Below are 22,178 nucleotides of genomic sequence, written 5' to 3'. Positions count from 1 at the left end.
GCGCACATGAGCGCTCCCCTACCCCCCATCCTGATCACCGGTGCCAGCCAGCGCGTCGGTTTGCACTGCGCTGGGCGGCTGCTCGATCAAGGGCAGCCGGTGATCATCAGCTACCGTACTGAGCGCGACGCGGTCGGCCAGCTGCGTGAGCGCGGCGCCATTGCCCTGCAGGCAGACCTCTCCAGCGAGCGCGGCATCCTCGATTTCATCGTTGCCCTCAGGAGCAGTACTGGGAGCCTGCGCGCCATCGTGCACAACGCATCTGATTGGCTCACTGAAGCCCCCGGCCAGGAAGCTGACGCGTTCCAGCGCATGTTCAGCGTGCACATGCTCGCGCCCTACCTGATCAACCTGCATTGCGAAGATCTGCTGCGCCGCAGCAGTCCGGCCGACATCGTGCACATCAGCGACGATGTTGTTCGCAAGGGCAGCGCCAAACGCCTGGCCTATTGCGCCAGCAAGGCGGGGCTGGACAACCTGACCCTGTCCTTTGCCGCTCGCTTCGCCCCCCATATCAAGGTGAACGGCATTGCACCGGCACTGGTCATGTTCAACCCGGACGACGACGCCGAGTACCGCAGGAAGACGCTCGCCAAGTCGGCGCTGGGCATCGAACCCGGCCCCGAAGTGGTTTACCAGAGTCTGCGCTACCTGCTGGACAATCCTTACGTCACCGGCACCACCCTAACCCTCAACGGCGGCCGCCATGTCGTCTGATACGAGCCGAAGGACAAACGCCATGAGCGAACAACTGTCGCAGCACTACCGGGAAATCCTGGTGGGCCTGGGCGAGAACCCGGAACGAGAAGGCCTGCTGGACACGCCCAAGCGTGCTGCCAAAGCTATGCGCTACCTGTGCCACGGCTACGAGCAATCCCTCGAAGCGATCGTCAATGGCGCCCTCTTCGCCTCCGACAATGACGAGATGGTGACGGTCAAGGATGTCGAGCTCTATTCATTGTGCGAACACCACCTGCTGCCCTTCATCGGCAAGGCCCATGTAGCGTACATTCCCACCGGCAAAGTGCTGGGTCTGTCGAAGGTCGCACGCATCGTCGATATGTTCGCGCGACGCCTGCAGATCCAGGAGAATCTCACCCGACAGATTGCCGAGGCCATCCAGGAAGTGACGGGGGCCGCCGGCGTCGCGGTGGTGATCGAGGCCCAGCACATGTGCATGATGATGCGAGGCGTGGAGAAGCAGAACTCGGTGATGAGCACGTCGGTGATGCTCGGAGCTTTCCGAGAGTCCAGCACTACCCGCCAGGAATTCCTGCAATTGATCGGACGGAGCAAGTAAGAATGCCGCGACTGGAGCCCGGAATGGCGCGTATCCGCGTCAAGGACCTGCGCCTGCGCACCTTCATCGGAATAAAGGAAGAGGAGATCAACAACAAGCAAGATGTGCTGATCAACCTGACCATTCTCTACCCCGCGACCGACGCCGTGCGCGACAACGACATCGACCACGCGCTGAACTACCGCACCATCACCAAGGCGATCATCCGCCATGTCGAGGAAAACCGCTTCGCCCTGTTGGAGCGCCTGACCCAGGAAATCCTCGACCTGATCATGGCCAACTCCAACGTGCGCTACGCTGAGGTCGAGGTAGATAAGCCCCACGCCCTGCGCTTCGCCGAGTCAGTCTCCATTACCTTGGCCAGCCACCGCTAAGGGCTTCCTTCCCGCCCGGCTGCAAGCTGCCGCCGGGCATTGTCGCCGCCTGGGCGGGCTTTTATCATCCCGCACAATTCCTCCCGCAAGCCCCAGGAGAGTCCTGCCATGACCGAGCAAGAACGCCTCGAACTCGAAGCCGCAGCCTTCCGCAGTCTGGTGCAACACCTGCGCAGCCGTCCGGATGTACAGAACATCGACCTGATGAACCTCGCCGGCTTCTGCCGCAACTGCCTGTCCAAGTGGTTCAAAGCCGCCGCCGACGACATTGGCGTCGAAGTGAGCCCCGACGAGGCACGCGAAGAGATCTACGGCATGCCCTATGCCGAGTGGAAGGCCAAATACCAGAAAGAAGCCAGCGCCGAGCAGCAAGCGGCCTTCAACAAAGCGAACAAAGAATGACTGACCTGAACGATTTCCGTGCCCGCCTGCACAGCGAGCAGCACCTCTTTGCCGATACTCTCGCTTTCATTGCGACCCACTACGACTACCAGCAAAGTGCCTTCGCGAATGGCTCGGTAGAGAACGCTGCCGGGCAGAACGAAGGCTCCTGCAAGACCCTCGGTCTCGCGCTGCTAGAGGACTTCAGCCTGGAAGAAACCCTGCAGGCCTTCGGCGAGCATTACCGCTCCGTCCTGGCCACGCCAGACGGCAACGACCATGGCAATATCCGCGCCCTGATGGCCACCGGCCTAGCCGGTGTGCGCTTCGAGCGCCAGCCGCTGCAACGCAAGGCGTAGGGTATCGCTGCGCTCCCCCCATCCTACGGACTAACGCTTGACTGGTCAGCCATGAAAAACCCCCGCTTTGCGGGGGTTTTCTCCTTCCGATCTCACTGCGCGTCGAGGTATCGCTCGACATCCAGTGCCGCCATGCAGCCGGCTCCGGCCGAGGTGATGGCCTGACGATAGATGTGATCGGCCACATCACCCGCAGCGAACACACCCGGTACGCTGGTCGCGGTGGCATTACCGTCGCGGCTGCCGCTGACTACCAGATAGCCGTCCTTCAACGCCATCTGACCTTCAAACAGCGAGGTATTTGGGGTATGACCGATGGCGACGAACAGGCCGTCGACCTTCAAATCCTCGCTGGCGCCGCCCTGACGCTTCAGACGCACGCCGGTGACGCCCATGTCGTCGCCCAGCACTTCGTCCACTTCAGCATTCAGCTTCAGTACGATCTTGCCTTCAGCAACCCGCGCCATCAGCTTGTCCTGCAGAATCTTCTCGGCGCGGAAGGTCTCCCGACGGTGTATCAGGGTGACCTTGCTGGCAATGTTGGCCAGGTACAGCGCTTCTTCCACAGCGGTATTGCCACCGCCAACCACTGCAACCTCCCGGTTGCGGTAAAAGAAGCCATCGCAGGTGGCGCAGGCGGAAACGCCTTTGCCCATGAACGCCTGCTCGGACGGCAGCCCCAGGTAGCGGGCGCTGGCGCCGGTAGCGATGATCAGCGCATCGCAGGTGTAAGTCGCGCTGTCACCGATCAGGGTGAACGGCTTGCCGGCCAGGTCCACCGCGTTAATGTGATCGAACACGATCTCGGTCTCGAAACGCTCGGCATGCTCCTGCATACGCTGCATCAGCGCCGGGCCGGTCAGTCCGTGGGGATCGCCCGGCCAGTTGTCGACTTCGGTGGTGGTGGTCAGCTGGCCGCCAGCCTGCATGCCGGTGATCAGCAGTGGCTTGAGGTTGGCCCGGGCGGCATAGACAGCAGCGGTGTAACCCGCCGGTCCGGAACCGAGGATGATGACCCGCGAATGGCGTGCTTCGGACATGGCTGACTCCTGCCGGCTAGCCGGCGTGCAAATAAAAAGGAGCCACTGCGGCACTTGGGGAAGGCTTTGAAGATGCAGTGGCTCCGTCGAACCGGGCCTGGCCCCCAACTTTCGCCGGCAGATCAGGGAATGGCTGCAAGGTTACGGACCCTCCCGCTGCAGCGGAAATGTCGATTCTCAATGCGGGTCATAGGCAGGGCCTATGGTGTGGTCTCTAAACAGCGGCATGCCAGCCAGAGGAAATTGTTCCCAGCCGTTTCGGGCCTTTCCAGCGCAGCGGCAAAGCCGGTATGGTCGGCGCGATTTCAACCTTTGGGGGAACCTCCATGCTGACACCTACTCTCTCCGGCCCGCAGTACCTCGGCGAGGGGCTGAAACTGGTCCTCAGTCCCGGGCTGCGCCTATTCGTGCTGCTGCCACTGACGGTCAACCTGCTGCTGTTCATGGCTCTGATCGGTTTTGCGATGCAGGAATTCAGCGGTTGGGTCGATGCCTTCATGCCGAGCCTTCCGGACTGGCTGAGTTTCCTCCAGTACCTGATCTGGCCGCTCTTCGTCCTGCTGGTGCTGGTGCTGATCTTCTTCACTTTCACCATGCTCGCCAACGTCATTGCCGCGCCGTTCAACGGTTTCCTCGCAGAGAAGGTCGAGGTGGTTGTCCGCGGCCAGGACAACTTCCCATCCTTCAGCTGGGGCGAGCTGATGGCGATGATCCCGCGCACCGTTGGCCGAGAGCTGCGCAAGCTGGCCTACTTCCTGCCTCGTGCAGCCGCCCTGCTCATCCTTTCCTTCATCCCGGGGCTCAACCTGCTGGCCGCGCCGCTGTGGATCATCTTCGGTATCTGGATGATGGCTGTGCAGTACATCGACTACCCAGCGGACAACCACAAGCTAGGCTGGAACGAGATGCTCGCCTGGCTGCGCGAGAAGCGCTGGCAGAGCCTGGGTTTCGGCGGCGCCACCTACGCTGCGCTGCTGGTGCCGGGACTCAACATCCTGATGATGCCCGCCGCAGTTGCCGGCGCGACGCTGTTCTGGGTGCGCGAGGGCGGTGACAAGGCGCTGGTGAAATAACGGGTCATACCCGCTGGCTGATCCACATGATTGGCACACATTGCCCCTCCTTCCGGCACCCCGATCCAGGGATCTGATACCTGCGACGTGGGGTGCCGGATCTGCCGCGAATAGTCATTGAAAAGACCGAAATCCACCGATCACTGAATACGCGAAATAACCATCAAGCCCGGATTTCTTCGGCACTACTGCAACTAGCGGAGCAAACATCTGGGCCGGCTTACACACCCTGTAATCGCTTCGCGCATCCACAACTCGGCTGGAGTCGGACAAGTCGACATCATCGTAGATTATCGTCAACCCACGATTAATTCCAGACTCTACTTATAACCCAAAAACCAAGCCACTGACTGACATTAAAAAGCAGCCAGATAAATTAACTTCACTCCACAATCACCGACATCCACTTCCTAAAAGCCAAACCTTTAACGTGCCTGATCTACAGCGCGCACCAGAGAACTCAACCACGCATGAACAGCGTCCAGAGAAGATTGATGCAACAGCAAAATTTTGAAATACGAAACCTCTCAGACATCAATAAGCCGAGATCTAATCAGCAAAATGAGAAAAAGGTAAAGAATATGTAATCGATCCATGGCAGACATTCGAAACTCGTTATCCTGCTTCCTTTTCTTCGCAAGCAACTCTTGGACGAGGCATTGTTCGTTTATTTTTCACAGAGGTAATTCAGGATGAATAAGATCAAGATCGCCCTCTGGTTCTTTTGGCCACACTAACCCTTTATGGATAATCGCTGACACCTTCGTTCCACAGTCCTTCGGTTACTTCCCATTGCGCCATGTGCTGGTCCAGGATTCCGGCGTGATCGCCATGGGTGCGATGAGCATCGCCGTCGTCCTCGCCGCCCGACCACGTCTGATCGAACCCTGGCTCGGTGGTCTGGACAAGATGTACCGTCTGCACAAATGGCTGGGGATCACTGCACTAGTGTTCGGCACCATCCATTGGCTATGGGCCAAGGGCACCAAATGGGCTGTTGCCTGGGGTTGGCTGGCCAAGCCAGCACGCGGTGGTAGCGGGCAAGAAACCCTCGGCGTCGTCGAGCAGCTGTTCCGAAGCCAGTGCGGCCTTGCCGAGTTCCTGGGTGAGTGGACGTTCTACATCGCCGCCATCCTGATCATCCTGGCGCTGATCCAGCGTTTCCCCTACCGCCTGCTTGCCAAGACGCACACCCTCCTGGCCATCCTCTACCTGGTGCTGGCCTTCCACACCGTCATCCTGCTGGAGTTCAGCTATTGGATGCAGCCACTTGGGATCGTGATGGCTACCCTGGTAGCCGCTGGTACCATCTCCGCGCACCTGGTGCTGCTCAACCGGGCTGGGGCCGACCGCAAGGTTAAAGGCAGCATCAAGTCTCTGACCTACTACCCGGAGCTGCGAGTGCTGGAGAGCACCATAGACCTGCTGCAGGGCTGGCATGGACACAAGCCAGGTCAGTTCGCCTTCGTTACCTCCAACCACAATGAAGGCGCGCATCCCTACACAATTGCCTCGGCGTGGAACCCGCAGGAGCACAAGATCACCTTCATCACCAAGGCCCTCGGCGACCACACCGGCCGACTGCACGAGACCCTCCGGGTTGGCCAGCCCGTGACGGTGGAAGAGCCTTACGGTTGCTTTACCGTTACCGACCAGCGCAAGCGGCAGATCTGGATCGGCGCTGGCATCGGAATCACCCCTTTTATTGCGCGTATGGAACACCTGGCGAAGGTCCCGGACCGACAGCACCGGATCGACCTGTTCCACCCGACTTCGGAATACTCCCAGGCGGCCATCGACAACCTGAAGGCCGACGCTCAGGCCGCCAACGTCAAGCTGCACCTGCTGGTGGACGCCAAGGATGGACGCCTGAACGCCGAACGCCTGCGCAACGAGATTCCCGACTGGAAGGAGGCCAGCCTCTGGTTCTGCGGCCCGGCCCGCTTCGGCGCTGCGCAAGGATCTTCTGGCCCATGGCCTGAGCCCCGTCGATTTCCACCAGGAACTATTCCAGATGCGCTGAGAAGGGGTAGATAGCATCGTTGCGCCTCTGCGCTCATGCGGGGAAGCACCGTCACCTGGCAGTCACCTCAGCGTCACATCGACTACATGAGCGCGCGGGAAACTGCTCGCATGAGCCCGACACTCCTGCGTATAGCGCTGATTAGCGAAACCTTCCTGCCTGAAGTCAACGGCGTAGCCAACACCCTCGGCCGTCTTTACGACGGGTTGCGCGCCCACGGTCACCGCCTGCAAGTGGTCCGCCCGCGCCAGGCCTGCGACCAGGGCCGAAAAAGCAGCGACGAGCTGCTGCTGATCCGCGGCTGGCCACTGCCCGGCTACCCCGGCCTGCAGTGGGGTCAGTCGTGCCTGCACAAACTGCTGCGGCGCTGGCGTCAACAGCCACCGGATGTGCTCTACATCGCCACCGAAGGCCCATTGGGCTTCTCTGCCCTTCGGGCGGCGCGGCGATTGGGGATTCCGGTGGTCAGCGGCTTCCACACAAACTTCCAGCAGTACACAGGGCATTACGGTGTCGGTCTGCTGACCCGGCTACTGACCGGTTACCTGCGCTGGTTCCACAATGCCACGCGTCTGACCCTGGTGCCCAGCGTGAGCCAGTTGCAGGACCTGGCCCGACGCGGGTTCGAGCGTCTGCATTTGCTGTCCCGCGGGGTCGACGGCCAACTGTTCACCCCCGCCCGGCGCTGCTGTGAACTTCGCGCCCAGTGGGGCCTGGATGACGACGACATTGCGGTGCTCCACGTCGGCCGGTTGGCCGCCGAGAAGAACCTGGGCCTGCTCTGCAGCGCCTTCGACAGCCTGCGCAAACGCTATCCCGAGCGACGCCTGAGACTGATCCTGGTCGGCGATGGTCCACAGCTGGCGATGCTCCAGCAGGTTCTGCCGGAGGCAATCTTCTGCGGCATCCAACGCGGGGAGGAGCTGGCGCGACACTATGCCAGCGGCGACCTGTTCCTCTTTCCCAGCCTTTCGGAAACCTTCGGCAACGTAGTGCTCGAAGCCCTCGCCTCGGGATTGGCAGTAGTCGCATTCGACCAGGCCGCCGCCGCCCAGCACATCCGCCATGGACACAATGGCGCGCTGGCCCTGCCGGGCGAGCCAGGCAGCTTCCTTGATGCAGCCATCTGGCTGCTGGAAGACCCGGAAGTCCTGCGGCGGGTCCGCCTCAATGCCCGCCAGCACGCTGGTCGTCAGGGGTGGGAGGCGATTGTGCAGCAGTTTGAACAATGTCTGATGGAGGCGCGCCAGGCCAGCATTGCCGCCCCCCGATAGACAGTCACTGCCGCAAGCCAGCGATTCACGGTCTCTCCACGACCATCCACCCACGGAGGGGCGCCGACGAGAGTGAGGGCATACAAACGACATCCACATAGCAAGAGCCCCGCCTGAGCGGGGCTTCCTACATCTCAGACCAGACTACCCAAGGCTTCGCGGCTGAACGGCAGGATGTCCTGCATGCGCCCTTCACGAACCTTCACCGCCCAGTCCGGGTCGACCAGCAGGGCACGGCCCACGGCCACCAGATCGAACTCGGCCTTGTTCAGGCGCTCCAGCAGGCCTTCGATGTTGGCCGGCTGCGCCACCTTGTCGGTCTTCACCATGAATTGCAGGAACTCGCCATCCAGGCCGACGCTGCCGACGGTGATGGTCGGTTTGTCGGTCAACTGGCGGGCCCAGCCTGCAAGGTTGAGGTCGGAACCGTCGAACTCCGGCTCCCAGAAGCGGCGGGTCGAGCAATGGAATATATCCACTCCGGCCTCGGACAGCGGCTTGAGGAAGGCTTCCAACTCCTCGGCACTCTGCACCAAGCGTGCGGCGTAGTCCTGCTGCTTCCACTGGGAAAAACGGAAGATGATCGGGAAGTCCGAGCCCACAGCCGCACGCACTGCCTGGATCAGCTCGATGGCGAAACGCGAGCGATTGGCCAGACTACCGCCGTACTCGTCGGTACGCTGATTGCTGCCTTCCCAGAAGAACTGGTCGATCAGGTAACCGTGTGCCCCGTGGATTTCCACACCGTCCATACCGATGGACTTAGCGTCGCGAGCTGCTTGGGCAAAGGCGGCAATCACGTCCTGAATGTCCTCTTGGGTCATGCCGTGGACGACCACCTGGCCATCCTTCAGCTTCTCGCTGGGGCCATAGCCGGGCACGCTGGCGTCCGGCTCGGTGCCGAGGCGACGTACATTACCCACGTGCCAGAGTTGCGGGACAATGCGGCCACCTTCGGCATGCACGGCGTCCACCACCGCTTTCCACCCGGCCAGGGCATCGTCGCCGTAGAAGCGCGGCACATGCGGGTAACCGTTGGCGGCTTTATGGCCAACCGTGGTGCCCTCGGTGATGATCAGGCCGACACCGGCAGCTGCGCGGCGACGGTAATACTCCACCACTTGGGCATTGGGTACGCCGCCCGGGGAGAAGGAACGGGTCATCGGCGCCATCACCACGCGTGTGGGAAGTTCCAGGCCGCCAAGGCGGAAGGGTTCGAAGAGGGCTTGCACGGGAGCAGTCACGGGGTCTCCTTGGGCCGGCCATATGACCGGTCGTCTCGTTTACAGGCGTGGAAAAATCAGGCCCGGAGCAGCAGCTCCAGGCGGTCTACGAAAGCGTTCATCGGCAAGGTGCCGCCACCCACCTTCAGGCGCGTCAGCACGCCTTGCCAGGCGTTGGCGATGAAGGCGGCAAGGTTCGCGCAGTCTTCTTCAGGTGCTAGTTCGCCGGCCGCCACGGCTTCTTCCAGGCAGCCTTGAAGGATGTCCGCCGAACGTTGCAGGATCAGATCCACCTGCTCGCCAATGGCGGGAGACAGCTCGGCCATCTCGAACCCCAGGCTGCCAATGAAGCAGTGATACTCGGGCTTTTCGCGGCTGGCGAAGTGCGTCAGCAAGTCCTGGTAATAACCGATCACGCGCTGGCGTGGGCTCAACGCCGGGTTGGTCAAGGCCTGTGCATAACGCTCCAGGCGTGGCAGGTAGAGGTACTCCAACGCCTGCAGGGCGAAATCTTCCTTGCTGGCGAAGTAGTGATAGAAGGACCCCTTGGGGATGCCGGCGGCTTGGACGATCTCCTGTACGCCGGTGCCGTGGTAACCACGGCGGGTCATCACCTGGGAGCCCTTGGCGAGGATGAGGTCACGTTTGTCGAGTCGGATACTGGTCATGGCGGCGAGCATATGACCGGTCGTCTCGCCCGCCCAGCACTATTGATCAGAGTGATTGGGTGGCAACAGGGAGGATGTTGTGAGGTGGGCGCTGTAGGAGCCAGCTTGCCGGCGAATTACCAGCTTCGTGCCCTTCGCGGGCAAGCTCGCTCCTACCAGTGAAAGCTCATGGGGGCGATGGTAGATCAGGCCAAGGCCTTTTCCACAGCCTGGATCAACACGGGATCGTCCGGCGCCGTGCGAGGCGAGAATCGCGCCAGCACGCGACCATCCTTACCCACCAGGAACTTCTCGAAGTTCCAGGTGATGTCGCCAGGGAACTCCGCGCCCTCGCCGGCCAGCAGTCGGTACAAGGGGTGCCGCGCCGCGCCGTTGACCTCGAGCTTGCTGCCCAGGGGAAAGGTCACCCCGTAGTTGAGGCTGCAGAACTCGCGGATCTCGTCTTCAGTGCCCGGCTCCTGGCCTGCAAATTGGTTGCACGGCAAACCGAGCACCGTGAAGCCTTTCTCATGGAACTGCTGGTGAAGCTTTTCCAGACCGGCATATTGGGGGGTCAGGCCGCACTTGGAGGCTACATTCACCACCAGGACCACCTGCCCCTTGAACGGAGCCAGAGGCAGGTCCTGACCGTCCAGGCCACGCAGTTTGAGGTCGTGAAAGGCGCTCATGACAGACTCCTTGAAAGTCGCAGGGATTTCACAACGGACGAAAAAGGCGCCCCGGGGCGCCTTTTCGGTTTGATCAGCTTAGCAGCCGAATCATGTCTTGCTGAGGCCAGCAATCGCTGACGATCGGTCAGTGGTGATGACCGCCTTCGCCGTGGATGTGGCCGTGAGCGATCTCTTCGGAGTTGGCATCACGCACATTGACTACCTTGACCTTGAAATTCAGGCGCTGGCCAGCTAGCGGGTGGTTGCCGTCAACGGTCACGTCGTCGCCGTCGATGTCGCGGATGGTGACGATCTGCATGCTGCCGTCCGGGCCCGAAGCGTGGAACTGCATGCCGACTTCCAGTTGGTCGACGCCTTCGAACATGGCGCGATCAAGGGTAGCAACCAACTCGGCGCTGTATTCGCCGTAGGCATCTTCCGGCTCGACGGCAACGCTCAGCTCGTCACCGGCCTGCTTGCCTTCCAGTGCCTTCTCCAGGCCGAGGATGATGTTGCCCGCGCCATGCAGGTACACCAGCGGAGCGCCGCCGGCAGAGCTGTCGATCACCTCACCGGCGTCGTTGGTCAGGGTATAGTCGATGGACACAGCCTTGTTGGCGGCGATCAGCATGGTGCGAGACCTTTTGCGAATGAATGATGAACATGCAAGTTTAACCGCGCAGTCAGCCGATTGCGACCCGAGCACTGACGGACGGATCGCTGCCGCGCCGCGTCTGATAGGGCTCCGCCAGGATGACGACGGCCATTGGGTAGCCGTGCTCTCTTGCGGCCATACTCAACACCTGCGGCACCAGCCGCCGTGGCAGTCGCGCACCTGGGTTCTAGACCCCGAGCAGCGCCAAGCGCAGCTAGGCCGCCTGTTCCCGTGCGGCTGGTGTGCCCAGGGCATCGAGCCCGAACCGAAGAAGGAAGGTTGATGCCTGCACGCAATATCCTGGTCATCCACGCCCGCGCCTCGTCCTTGCGCTTTGCTTTGGTCAACGAGGCCCACAGCCAGTTCCCTCTGCACGGCATGGCCGATGGCTTGGGCAGCCGCAACGCCGAGCTCCGCTGGCAGCGCGGCGGCGAGAAAGACAGCCTGATGATCCCCAATGCCGACCACCGTGCAGCGCTGTCCCAGCTCCTGCCCCTGGTGCAGAATGCTGCTGGCGGCAAGCTGCATGGCATTGGCCATCACGTCCTGCATGGCGGCGAACAGTTCACCTCAGCGTGCCGGCTGGATGCCAAGGTCCTCGCCCGGCTGCGCGCCCTCGCTGCGCTCGCACCGGATCAGATGCCGGCCAGCCTGCATGGCATCGAGGCCGCCCTGCACCTGGCCCCCAACTTGCCGCAGGTGGCAGTGTTCGACACCGCCTTCCACCAGACCCTGCCCGAACATGCCTACCGCCTGGCCCTGCCGGACGAACTCTATCGCCAGCACAGCTTCCGCCGCTTCAGCTTTCACGGCAGCAGCCATCGCTTCGTCAGCCATCGCGCCGCCGAGCTGGCGGGGCTGGCCATTGGCGACAGCTGCTGGCTATCGGCACACCTCGGTTTGCACAGCTCCGTATGCGCCATCGTAAACGGGCAGAGCCGCGACTCCAGCATGAACCTGGTGATGGGTACCCGCAGCGGGGACATCGACCCGCACCTTTACACCCAGCTGCATCGCAGCCTGGGCTGGAGCTTGGAGAAGATCGATCAGGTGCTGAAACAGGAAAGCGGCCTGCTGGGCCTTTCCGGTCTGGCCAGCGATATGCGCAGCCTGGAGCGCGCCCGCGACCAAGGACACGCCGGAGCGACCCTGGCCATCGAGGTATTCTGCTACCGCCTGGCCAAGGCCCTTTCCGCCGTCGGATGTGCCCTGCCGCAACTGGACGGGCTGATCTTCACCGGCGAGATAGGCGAGAATTCACCCTTGATACGCAGCAGAACGGTGGATCACCTGAAGCTGCTCAACCTGGCCATCGACCGGGAGGCCAACGCGCGCTGCGTGCGTGGCGTCGCTGGCCCCATCCACAAGCGCGGTCATCCCCGCGTGCTGGTGGTGCCTACGAACGAAGAACGGCAGATCGCCCTGGACACACTGGACCTGCTCAACTGACACCCGGCTCCCGCAGTACAACTGAGGAACCCCATGCATACCTTTTTCATCGCCCCCACCGGTTTCGGTGTGGGCCTAACCTCCACCAGCCTGGGCCTGGTCCGCGCCCTCGAACTGGCCGGTCTGAAGGTGGGCTTCCTCAAGCCCATCGCCCAGCCGCACCCCGGTGACGTCGGCCCGGAGCGCTCCACCGAACTGATCGCCCGCACCCATGGTCTCACCCCCCCGAAGCCGCTAGGACTGTCGCAGGTCGAGCGCATGCTAGCCGACGGCCAGTTGGATGAGTTGCTGAACGAGATCGTCGACCTGCACCAGCAGGCCGCCCAAGGCAAGGACGTGGTCATCGTCGAAGGCATGGTGCCGACCCGCCACGCCAGCTATGCGGCACGAATCAACTTCCACCTGGCGAAAAGCCTCGATGCTGATGTGATGCTGGTGTCCGCACCGGAAGACGAAACCCTCGGCGAACTCTCCGATCGCCTGGAGATTCAGGCCCAGCAATTCGGTGGGCCACGCGACCCCAAGATGCTCGGCGTGATCCTCAACAAGGTACAGGGCGACGATTTCCCGAAGCGCCTCAAAGAGCAGTCGTCCCTGCTCAGGAGTGGCGAGTTCCGCCTGCTCGGCTGCGTCCCGTGGCTGGAAGAGCTGAACGCCCCGCGCACCCGCGATGTGGCCGACCTGCTCGGTGCGCGCATCATCAGCGCCGGCGATTGCGACCAGCGCCGAGTGCAGAAGATAGTGGTCTGCGCACGCACCGTGCCCAACACAGTTCAGCAACTGAAACCCGGCGTGCTGGTGGTGACACCCGGCGACCGCGACGACATCATCCTCGCCGCCAGCCTGGCCTCGATGAATGGCGTGCCCCTGGCCGGCCTGTTGCTGTCCAGCGATATCCAACCCGATCCACGCACCCTCGAGCTCTGCCGGGGCGCCCTGCAAGGCGGCTTGCCGGTCTTGGGCGTGGTCACCGGTACCTATGACACGGCCACCAACCTCAACCACATGAACAAGGAGATCCCGGTGGACGACCGGGAGCGTGCGGAAAAAGTCACCGAGTTCGTCGCCCGCCACCTCGACCTCGACTGGCTGCGCAAACGCTGCGGCAGCCCACTCGAGGAGCGCCTGTCGCCACCAGCCTTCCGTCACCGGCTGATCGAACGCGCACAGCTGGCGGGCAAGCGCATTGTCCTGCCTGAGGGCAGCGAACCGCGCACCGTGCAAGCTGCGGCGATCTGCCAGTCACGCGGCATCGCTCACTGCGTGCTGCTGGCCAAGCCCGAGGACGTCCGCGCGGTCGCCAGCGCCCAGGGCATCCAGCTACCGGACGGGCTGGAAATCCTCGACCCGGACTTGATCCGCGAACGTTATGTGCACCCCATGGTGGAGCTGCGCCAGAACAAGGGCCTGAACGCCCCAATGGCCACCGCGCAACTCGAGGACAACGTCCTGCTGGGAACCATGATGCTCGCCCTGGATGAGGTGGACGGCCTGGTATCCGGCGCCATCCACCCCACCGCCAACACCATTCGCCCTGCGTTGCAGCTGATCAAGTCGGCACCCGGCTACCGCCTGGCGTCGTCGGTCTACTTCATGCTGATGCCAGAGCAGGTGGTGCTCTTCGGCGACTGCGCGGTGAACCCGGAACCGAATGCCAGCGATCTCGCTGAGATAGCCCTGCAGAGTGCCGACTCCGCAGCCGCCCTCGGTATTCCGCCGCGTGTGGCGATGATCAGCGATGCCACGGACGACGGGGAGCTGGCAAAGCTCCGCGAGGCCATCCGCATGGCCAGGGAAGCACGCCCCGACCTGCTGATTGATGGTCCCCTGCCCTACGACGCCGCCGCCTTCGAGAATGCGGGGCGCCAACAGGCGCCGGGCAGCCCCTTGGCCGGCCGAGCCACTGTGTTCGTCTTCCCCAACCTGGCCACGGGCGACGCCACTTACAAGGCTGTGCAGCGCAGCGCCCAGGTGGTCAGCGTCGGTCCGGTGCTGCAGGGGCTGCGAAAACCGGTCAACGACTTGTCGCGCGGGGCACTGGTGGACGACATCGTCCACACCATCGCCCTGACCGCGATCCAGGCGGCGAGCCAGGGTTGAGCAACACACTCCAGAAGCACCTTGTGGGTGCGAATTCATTCGCAACGGGCCGCACCGCGGCCCCCAGCAAGTCCGCCGGGCAGGTCCCTGGTCCCTTTACTTGGCAAATGAAATCCCCCTCATAAAGACACCACGGGCCGCCCTCCCACGCGACCGCTTGGTCACCCTTCGCACTTGCAGTCCAGGGAACAACCATTAACCTTTGCCCCATTCTGCCCGCCCTCAGGGAACACAGCGGGCCCAACCCATAACGAGGTGGCCATGACCACCGCACGGTGAGGCTGCATCCCTTCCATGCTCAGTTTTATCCCTTCCCCCTTGCGCGGTGTACTGGCCACCCTTCTGCTGGCGCTCAATACCCTGTTCTGGTGCTGGCCGCTTTTCGGCGTCACCCTGCTCAAGCTGCTGCTGCCCTTCCGCTTCGCCAAGCGCGTGCTGAACGTGATGATGAGCTTCATCCAGGAGGCGTGGATCACCTGCAACAATGGCTGGATGCGCCTCGTGTGCGTTACGCGCTGGGACGTCGACGGCCTGGCCGGGCTGGACTACCAGCACTCCTACCTGGTCACCAGCAACCACCAGAGCTGGGTTGACATCCTGGTGCTGCAACACCTGCTCAACCGCCGCATCCGTCCGCTGAAGTTCTTCCTCAAGCAGCAATTGATCTGGGTTCCGGTGATCGGCTTATGCTGGTGGGCGCTGGAGTTCCCCTTCATGAAGCGTTACTCCAAGGCGTACTTGGCCAAGCACCCGGAAAAAAAGGGCAAGGACCTGGCAACCACCCGCCGCACCTGCGCCAAGTTCCGCGACCACCCGGTGGGCATATTCAACTTCCTCGAAGGCACCCGTTTCACGCGTCACAAGCATGACCAGCAGGGATCCCCCTTCCAGTACCTGCTCAAGCCCAAAGCTGGGGGCATCGCCTTCGTACTGGACGCGATGGGCGAGCAGATGCACGCGCTGCTCAACGTCACCATCCATTACCCGGACGGCAATCCGAACTTCTGGACACTGCTGTCCGGGGAGCTACGCCAGGTAGTGGTGCGCATCGAGAAGCTGGAGATTCCACAGGAGTTCATCGGCAAGAGCTACGACCAGGACGAGGTATACCGCCTGGCCTTCCAGAAGTGGGTCAACAACCTGTGGGAAGTGAAGGACGCACAGCTGGCAAGGCTGCATCAGAAGTTCCAGCCAGCCCGCAGCACCTGAAACGACGAAAAGCCCGCCTGATTGCGTAATGCGGTTCAATTAGGCGATGTCTGCGTCAGCTGTTGCGGTTTCAGCGATGGTGCTGCGCGGAAGGTGCGTCAGGATAACCCGTCTTTGATGGCGCCTCCCCAAAAACGCCGCCTCCCCCTGAGGGCCAAGCGGCGTTTCTTTCTTATGTGACCAGCATTACGACTTCTGCCGGGCTTTTTTCTCGTCGCTGTCAAAGCACCTCATCCAGCTGCAGCAACGGCGAAAGGTTCGTGTAATTGGGGATGTCGGCACTAATCTCGTCACCGTTCAGGTCCAACGTACTGCGCAATTCCTCTGCCGACAGCACCCACAAATTGGCCATGCAGATGAATGGCGCGACGGCACCATCGGCAGCCGACAGCCCCTTGCGGACCTCCACTTTCACCAAGTTCTCGCCCAGCAGGCGGCTCAGCAGTGGAATGTGCTCTTCGCAGTAGTAGGTGAAATCGAACTTCGCGCCAGGCGCGTTGGGGTACGCCACAACAAAGCAGTACATGGAGCCTCCTTATCGCTCGAATGCCAGAGCGAGTTTCCGTCTGCCCCGACAGGAAAAGTGTAGGCCCGGGGAGCTGGAAGTGCGCTATGGAGCGAAACGGAAAATGGACGATTTATCGAGTAAGGCTCGGCCACCCTCTCCGCTCAGGGAGAGGGGGCGGGGGAGAGAGCCGGGACCGGCGTGGAGCGTAACGCCCCCCACTCCACTTGCATCGGAAAAGCCCCGGCGGCAGCGGCCGCCATTCCCGGCGCGACCAGGAAGCCCTGCATGATGGCGCAGCCGTGGTCCAGCAACCAGTCGCGCTGAGCCATGGTTTCCACGCCTTCAGCGATCACCTCCAGCCCCAGGTGCCGCCCCAGGTCGATGATGGTGCTCACGACGGCGGCATCACGCGGGGAGTCCAGCATGCTGGCAATGAATAACCGGTCGACCTTCAAGGTGTCCAATTCGAAATGCCGCAGGTAGGCCAGGGAGGAATATCCCGTCCCAAAATCGTCGATGGCTATGCGTACACCCAAGGCGCGCAGCTGTTGCAACTTCTTGCGAGTCTGCTCCAGATCCTGCATCAGGGCACTTTCGGTCACCTCCACTTCGAGTTGGCTGGGCCGCAGTTGCAGGTCGTCAAGCACTCGCTGCAGGTCGCTCAGCAACTGCGGCATGCTGAACTGCACCGGGCTGACATTGAGGCTGATTACCAGGTCCTCGCCAAATCGAGGGAGCCAAGTCTTGCACTGGTTAGCGCCTTCGCGGATAACCCAATCCCCCAGCCGGTTGATCAGGCGGGTTTCTTCCAACAGCGGTATGAACACGTTGGGGGCCACGGTGCCGGCCACGCGATGCTCCCAGCGCAACAGTGCCTCGAAACCGCGCAGGCGGCCACTTTCGAGGTAAATCTGCGGCTGATAGACGAGGTGGAAATCGCTGTGCTCGATGGCATTACGCAGGCTTTCTTCCAGCATCAGCCGTGAACGCGCGCGACCATTCATCTCCGGCGAGTAGAAGCGGTACTGCTGGCGCCCGGCGCGCTTGGCCTCGTACATGGCGATATCGGCAGCGCGCATCAGCCCGTCAACACTCTGCCCGCACTCCGGATAGCAGGCAATGCCGATGCTCGCGCCGAGGGTAACGTCGATGCCTTCGATCCGTTGCCGGACCGAAACAAGCTCGATGAGTTTTTCCGCCACCCGTGCCGCATCCTCCGGATGTTCGAGCACATCCAGCAATGCGGTGAACTCGTCGCCCCCTACACGCGCCAGCACGTCATACGGACGCAGGCAGGACTTGAGCTGTTCAGCCACCCGACGCAGTACATGGTCTCCGGCGTCGTGGCCGAGGGAGTCGTTGATCAGCTTGAAGCCGTCCAGGTCGAGGTAGAGCACCGCCATGCGCTTGCCATTGCGTTCGATGCGCGCCAGCACCGACTCCAGCGACTGGTAGAAGCCGCGTCGGTTGAGCAGCCCGGTTAGGGCATCGGTGATGGCCTGGGATTCGAGCTGGGCGTGCAGGTGGCGTACGACCGACATATCCAGGGCGATCACCACCATGGAGCGCTGGGCGCGCGGCAAGGGCGAGCAGGACACGGCTACCGGCAGGCGTTCTCCACCCAGAGTTTGCAGGCTCGCGTCGTGCAGTCGGTAGGTCAGCCCCTGCCTCCAATGCCGATAGAACTCCGAAAAACGCCATTCGACAGCCATTTCCGGGGACCCGAACAGTGACAGCAGCGGTCTGCCCTCCAGATCGCCGACGCTGCACTGGAGCATCTGCGCCATGGCCGGGTTGGCAAAGCTGATCAGGCCATCTTCGCCGACCACAACAATGCCTTCCGCCGCGTTTTCCAGCACCGACGCATTGAAGGCTCGGGCGCTGTCGAGTTGCTGGCTAAGGTGCAACAGATCGCGGCGATTGCGTTCGTGGGCCAGCAGCGACTGGATCTTGTAGCGCAACACCTGGGGGTCGAAGGGTTTGAGGATGAAGTCCACAGCGCCCGAGGTATAACCGCGCAGCACCGCATCCTGGGTATGGGCGATGGCGGAAATAAAGATGATGGGCGTATAGCGAGTCAACGGGCTACAGCGCATCAGCCGCGCCACTTCGAAGCCATCCATGCGCGGCATCTGCACGTCCAGCAGCACCAGGCCAATCTCTTCTTCAAGCAGGCAGCGTAACGCTGCTTCGCCCGAGTCCGCGGTACGCACTTGCCAATCTCCGTTGTCCAGCAAGGCTTCCATGGCGATGAGATTTTCCTGACGGTCATCCACCACCAGCAAGATGTTGTACAACGGATTTTCCCTAGGCTGCAGGTCTGCCATCGCGACCTCCCGGGTTATCGAGCCAACGATAGAGCATGTCCAACAGATCCTGACGACTCACCGGCTTGGCAAGGTAGTCGTCGGCACCTGCGGTAATGCACTTCTCCCGATCACCCTTCATGGCATGGGCCGTCAGTGCGATCACAGGGATGCTGCAACCGTGCTTCTGCTTAAGGACTCTGGTGGCGGCGTAGCCGTCCATTTCGGGCATCGCCATGTCCATCAAGATCAGATCGAAAGGCTCACGCTGATAGCAGGCGATGGCCTCGAGTCCATCGCTCGCGGCCGTCACCTTCAAGCCGACCTCGTCGAGCAGCGCGCTCAAGGCATAGATGTTGCGCACGTCATCGTCGACCAGCAGCACGCGCCCTCCCTCCAGCGGGTCAACGATACCGGCATGACCTTGCTGCCCCTTAGGCTCGCGCACGCTGGCGAGAAACCCTTCGACAGCGGAACTGAGCCCGTCCAGGTCATTGCCTGCCTTGCGCACCACCACGGCCGAGTAGCGGCGCAAGTGCTGAAGACTCTGCTGCTCGATGTCCACGCCCGTATTGACCACCACCCGCGCGCCGTTCAACGGCCGCAGGCGATCAAGCCGCTCGAGTAATTCGAACCCATCCTGGTCGGGCAGGTCGAGGTCGACCACCAGGGCATCGAACGACTGCGCAGCATAGGCCTGGCTGGCCGCCTCGCCGCTGGCGCTGGCGGTGACCTCGAAGCCCAGCCGCTCCAGGTGCTCGCGATAGTGTTCGCGCTCCACCTCGACATCCTCAACCAGCAGCAGCCGACGAGACTCCACGCCGACCCGCTCGATGCCTTCGAAGACCTGCTCCAGGTCTTCGCGTGCAATGGGCTTGACCAGGTAGCGGGTACCGTCCTCCTCCCAGTCCTGGGGTTGGGGCACGCAAGAGATGATGTTCACTGGCGTTCCTCGATGGTTGGCCAGGCTGCGCAGGCGCCGGTAGATTTGCCATCCACTGACGTCCGGCAGCAGGATGTCGAGAATCACCGCCACGAAACGCTCCTCCTGCAGCACAGTCATGGCCTGCTTGCCACTGCGGCAGAGGACGGTGGCAAACCCGTGGTTCTGCGCTTCCTCGGCAATCACAGAGGCGAAATTGGCGTCATCCTCGACAATCAGCACTGCTGGCCCCTGACCGCTGCGCAGGGGTTGCGTCGAGGCCTCGTCCATCGTCGGCTGCACCGCTGCTACCGCTACCGGCAGCCGCACGATGAAGCTCGCCCCCTTGCCTGGCGCACTTTCAAGGCTGATGCTGCCCTCCAGGGCCAGCACCAACTGCCGGGTGATGGCCAGCCCCAGACCCGTGCCGCCGAAACGGCGGCTGGTGGAGCCGTCTATCTGCTGGAAGGCCTGGAAAATTCGTTCGCGTTGGTCCTCGGCGATGCCGATTCCGGTGTCGCGCACCACGAAGCGCAGCACTTCGCGTCCATCGCAAGCACCTGCCGGGTCCAGCTCAATGCTGAGCCCTACTTCGCCGTGCTCGGTGAATTTCAGGGCATTGGAAAGCAGGTTCCGCAAGATCTGATGCAGACGCACTCGGTCGCTGTGGATAACCCGCGGAACGCCCGCCTGGACCTCTGTGACCAGGCGCAATCCCTTGATCTCGGCCATGGGGCGCAGGCTGCCATCCAGCTCGGCGAGCATGTCCTGGACGTTGAGCGGCTCCAGCTTCAACTGCATGCGCCCCGCCTCGATTTTGGCGAGGTCGAGCACATCGTTGATCAGCTGCAACAGGTCATTGCCCGCCTTGTGGACAATATCGGCATGGCGGGCCTGACGCTCAGTGAGGTTACCGGCCAGGTTCTGCCGCAGCTGATCGCTGAGAATCAGGATGCTGTTCAGCGGCGTACGCAGCTCATGGGACATGTTGGCGAGGAATTCGGATTTGTAGCGATTGGCCAGAATCAGCTGCTCGGCCTGGTCGCGCAGGCGCTGCTCGGCTGCCTTGCGCTCGCTGATGTCGATGATCACCGCCTGGACCAGCAGTTCGCCGCCACTCTGGATGGGCGACAGGCCCACCTCCAGGGGAATCAATTGACCGTCGCGATGCTGGCCATGGAGTTCGCGGTTACTACCCATTCGCCGTTGCTCGGGCTTCTGCTGGTAGCCCTTGCGCAGCCCCACGTGGGCCGCTCTGAAGCTCTCCGGCAGGAGCCGTTCCACCGTCTCCCCCAGAAGCTCGTCGCGGCTGTATCCAAACAGCTGCTCGACCTGGCGATTGACCATCTCGATTCGCCCCCGCGCATCAACCAGCAGGATGGCATTAGGCGAGGCCTCAACCACAAGACGGAAACGTTCCTCGCGCTCGCGCAACTCCGCAGCGGCAGCCTGGGTGAGCAAAAGACGGCGCTCGCGCTGGTAGAGATAGCCACCGACCAGCAGACCTAGCAGAACTGCAGCGGCGAGACCGGTCCACAGGCTGAAGGTCAGGCGGTTATTGCCCAGCATGGCCTCATAATCGGGCGTACTGCTGATGCCCAACGCCCAGGTGCGGCCGAACAGATTGAGCTTTTCGACCTGGCGAAAGCGCGGCTGTCGCGCGGCATTTTCGGCTCCGGCAAGCAAAGGGTCATCAGGACTGCCCATATCTCGCAGGTCGATCTGATAAAGGGCGTTCTGGCTCCCCAGGATGCCATCCATCAGGTCGTGCACGCGGAATGCGCCGATCACAGTGCCCAGTAAGGCATCGCGGCGCTCTTCGACCGTCGTGATGGGCGCGTCGACCCGATACACCGGCATGTACAGCAGCACACCGCTCTGGACGTCCTGCTCGGTTTCCTGCTTCAGCTTCACCGGCCCCGTCAGACGGGCCTCGCCGCTCTCTCGCGCCTGCTCCACGGCCAGCTTGCGCACCGGTTCGCTAAGCATGTCGTAACCCAGCACACGACGGTTGCGCCAATCCAGGGGGTTGCTGTACTGAACTACCACATACTCGTCGCGCTCACCCGGCGGAAAAACACGAAACTCCCGCCTCCCCTGATCCCAGATTTCCCCGACGAACTGGCTCAACTCCGGCTTCTTCAGTGCACGCGCCCAGGCCAGGGCCTGAATTCCCGGATAGCGATCCTGCAACTGCAACTGTTCGGCCGCCCTGGACCACTCTTCGGCAGAGACGTTAGAACTGCCCACCATCAAGCCGGACATTCCGCGCAACACCATGCCGTAGGCCAGCATGCGGGCATTGACGCGCTGAGCGATCTCTTCGGCCTCGATGCGAAAGCGCTGCTCGTACTCGTTGCGGTTACGGTCCTCCAGGGCCAGCCACTGCCAGAGCACCAGCCCGCCAAGGCCGACGATCAAGACAAGGGTGACGAGCGCTGGCACACCGAAGCGGTGTAAAAGAGAGGGGGATTCGTCTTCCATGCTGTCTCCTGTCCACTCCATGGATTCCAGCAAGCAGCCATTGACAACTGGCGTGCAGGCTTGGCGAGATTCGGTGAAACTCACCTCGCCAGTTTAGACAGGAATCCAATAACTGGCGCTGAGCGTGTTGCCCTTCGACAGACAGCCCCGGAAACAAGAAGGCCCGCTTATGCGGGCCTT

General features: G+C 62.2%; 20 protein-coding genes. 12 read left to right on the top strand and 8 right to left on the bottom strand.

What is annotated here, in order from left to right:
- The first annotated feature begins 6 nt into the window (after positions 1–6).
- From folM to OXH74_RS13235, 5 genes are all read left to right on the top strand, one after another.
- The gene (gene folM / locus OXH74_RS13255; protein ID WP_375737429.1) at positions 7–717 is read left to right on the top strand and encodes a dihydromonapterin reductase; all 711 of its coding nucleotides are present in this window, start codon (positions 7–9) and stop codon (positions 715–717) included.
- 22 nt (positions 718–739) lie between these two features.
- A complete protein-coding gene (folE, locus tag OXH74_RS13250) occupies positions 740–1,300 on the top strand; it encodes a GTP cyclohydrolase I FolE (RefSeq protein ID WP_215377975.1) in 561 nt (186 codons plus the stop codon).
- Positions 1,301–1,302: 2 nt separating this feature from the next.
- A complete protein-coding gene (gene folX, locus OXH74_RS13245) occupies positions 1,303–1,674 on the top strand; it encodes a dihydroneopterin triphosphate 2'-epimerase (RefSeq protein ID WP_215377974.1) in 372 nt (123 codons plus the stop codon).
- 108 nt (positions 1,675–1,782) lie between these two features.
- Positions 1,783–2,076, top strand: a complete 294-nt coding sequence (locus OXH74_RS13240) for a DUF1244 domain-containing protein (protein WP_215377973.1) — start codon at positions 1,783–1,785, stop codon at positions 2,074–2,076.
- Positions 2,073–2,414, top strand: coding sequence for a HopJ type III effector protein (locus tag OXH74_RS13235; protein ID WP_375737428.1), 342 nt, complete (start codon positions 2,073–2,075; stop codon positions 2,412–2,414). Before OXH74_RS13240 ends, OXH74_RS13235 begins: the two co-directional genes overlap by 4 nt.
- A gap of 92 nt (positions 2,415–2,506) precedes the next feature.
- Here the strand turns inward: OXH74_RS13235 and trxB are convergent, their stop codons facing one another.
- Positions 2,507–3,454: a thioredoxin-disulfide reductase gene (gene trxB, locus OXH74_RS13230; protein WP_375737427.1), complete on the bottom strand. Its 948-nt coding sequence runs from the start codon at positions 3,452–3,454 to the stop codon at positions 2,507–2,509.
- A 326-nt stretch (positions 3,455–3,780) separates the two neighbouring features.
- Here trxB and cysZ point away from each other — a divergent pair, with 326 nt between their 5' ends.
- The 3 genes from cysZ to OXH74_RS13215 all read left to right on the top strand — a co-directional run bounded on the left by cysZ (position 3,781) and on the right by OXH74_RS13215 (position 7,824).
- Positions 3,781–4,527: a sulfate transporter CysZ gene (gene cysZ, locus OXH74_RS13225; RefSeq protein ID WP_375737426.1), complete on the top strand. Its 747-nt coding sequence runs from the start codon at positions 3,781–3,783 to the stop codon at positions 4,525–4,527.
- A gap of 831 nt (positions 4,528–5,358) precedes the next feature.
- Positions 5,359–6,564, top strand: coding sequence for a ferric reductase-like transmembrane domain-containing protein (locus OXH74_RS13220; protein ID WP_375741610.1), 1,206 nt, complete (start codon positions 5,359–5,361; stop codon positions 6,562–6,564).
- A 96-nt stretch (positions 6,565–6,660) separates the two neighbouring features.
- Positions 6,661–7,824 carry a glycosyltransferase family 4 protein gene (locus OXH74_RS13215; protein ID WP_375737425.1) on the top strand — a complete coding sequence of 388 codons (1,164 nt, stop codon included), beginning with the start codon at positions 6,661–6,663 and terminating at the stop codon, positions 7,822–7,824.
- A 134-nt stretch (positions 7,825–7,958) separates the two neighbouring features.
- Here OXH74_RS13215 and OXH74_RS13210 read toward each other — a convergent pair whose 3' ends face one another.
- From OXH74_RS13210 to OXH74_RS13195, 4 genes are all read right to left on the bottom strand, one after another.
- Positions 7,959–9,068 carry an NADH:flavin oxidoreductase gene (locus OXH74_RS13210; RefSeq protein ID WP_375737424.1) on the bottom strand — a complete coding sequence of 370 codons (1,110 nt, stop codon included), beginning with the start codon at positions 9,066–9,068 and terminating at the stop codon, positions 7,959–7,961.
- A 56-nt stretch (positions 9,069–9,124) separates the two neighbouring features.
- A complete protein-coding gene (locus OXH74_RS13205; RefSeq protein ID WP_375737423.1) occupies positions 9,125–9,715 on the bottom strand; it encodes a TetR/AcrR family transcriptional regulator in 591 nt (196 codons plus the stop codon).
- 185 nt (positions 9,716–9,900) lie between these two features.
- Positions 9,901–10,383: a glutathione peroxidase gene (locus OXH74_RS13200; RefSeq protein WP_375737422.1), complete on the bottom strand. Its 483-nt coding sequence runs from the start codon at positions 10,381–10,383 to the stop codon at positions 9,901–9,903.
- A gap of 127 nt (positions 10,384–10,510) precedes the next feature.
- Entirely contained in the window at positions 10,511–10,996 is a 486-nt protein-coding gene (locus OXH74_RS13195) for a peptidylprolyl isomerase (protein WP_215377960.1), read from the bottom strand.
- Between OXH74_RS13195 and OXH74_RS13190 the strand changes: the two genes are divergently transcribed.
- The 4 genes from OXH74_RS13190 to OXH74_RS13175 all read left to right on the top strand — a co-directional run bounded on the left by OXH74_RS13190 (position 10,965) and on the right by OXH74_RS13175 (position 15,778).
- On the top strand, positions 10,965–11,303 hold the full coding sequence (locus OXH74_RS13190; RefSeq protein WP_375737421.1) for a DUF3565 domain-containing protein: 339 nt from the start codon (positions 10,965–10,967) through the stop codon (positions 11,301–11,303). The two genes, OXH74_RS13195 and OXH74_RS13190, sit on opposite strands and share 32 nt — an antisense overlap.
- Entirely contained in the window at positions 11,303–12,469 is a 1,167-nt protein-coding gene (locus OXH74_RS13185) for an acetate/propionate family kinase (protein WP_375737420.1), read from the top strand. Before OXH74_RS13190 ends, OXH74_RS13185 begins: the two co-directional genes overlap by 1 nt.
- A 33-nt stretch (positions 12,470–12,502) precedes the next feature.
- Positions 12,503–14,569 carry a phosphate acetyltransferase gene (gene pta, locus OXH74_RS13180; RefSeq protein WP_375737419.1) on the top strand — a complete coding sequence of 689 codons (2,067 nt, stop codon included), beginning with the start codon at positions 12,503–12,505 and terminating at the stop codon, positions 14,567–14,569.
- A gap of 294 nt (positions 14,570–14,863) precedes the next feature.
- Complete coding sequence (locus tag OXH74_RS13175; RefSeq protein ID WP_375737418.1) at positions 14,864–15,778, top strand: acyltransferase; 915 nt, start codon at positions 14,864–14,866, stop codon at positions 15,776–15,778.
- A 220-nt stretch (positions 15,779–15,998) separates the two neighbouring features.
- Here OXH74_RS13175 and OXH74_RS13170 read toward each other — a convergent pair whose 3' ends face one another.
- The 3 genes from OXH74_RS13170 to OXH74_RS13160 all read right to left on the bottom strand — a co-directional run bounded on the left by OXH74_RS13170 (position 15,999) and on the right by OXH74_RS13160 (position 21,998).
- Positions 15,999–16,304: an EthD family reductase gene (locus OXH74_RS13170; RefSeq protein WP_215377949.1), complete on the bottom strand. Its 306-nt coding sequence runs from the start codon at positions 16,302–16,304 to the stop codon at positions 15,999–16,001.
- A gap of 143 nt (positions 16,305–16,447) precedes the next feature.
- The gene (locus OXH74_RS13165) at positions 16,448–18,613 is read right to left on the bottom strand and encodes a putative bifunctional diguanylate cyclase/phosphodiesterase (RefSeq protein WP_375741549.1); all 2,166 of its coding nucleotides are present in this window, start codon (positions 18,611–18,613) and stop codon (positions 16,448–16,450) included.
- Positions 18,594–21,998 carry a response regulator gene (locus tag OXH74_RS13160; protein ID WP_375741548.1) on the bottom strand — a complete coding sequence of 1,135 codons (3,405 nt, stop codon included), beginning with the start codon at positions 21,996–21,998 and terminating at the stop codon, positions 18,594–18,596. The genes OXH74_RS13165 and OXH74_RS13160 overlap by 20 nt, the downstream gene beginning before the upstream one ends.
- Positions 21,999–22,178: the final 180 nt, after the last annotated feature.

Origin of the sequence: Metapseudomonas boanensis (assembly GCF_042232855.1) — a bacterium.
Lineage (GTDB): Bacteria > Pseudomonadota > Gammaproteobacteria > Pseudomonadales > Pseudomonadaceae > Metapseudomonas > Metapseudomonas boanensis.
The sequence above is the reverse complement of the archived record's forward strand: the minus strand, read 5'-3'. Positions and strand labels throughout refer to the sequence as shown.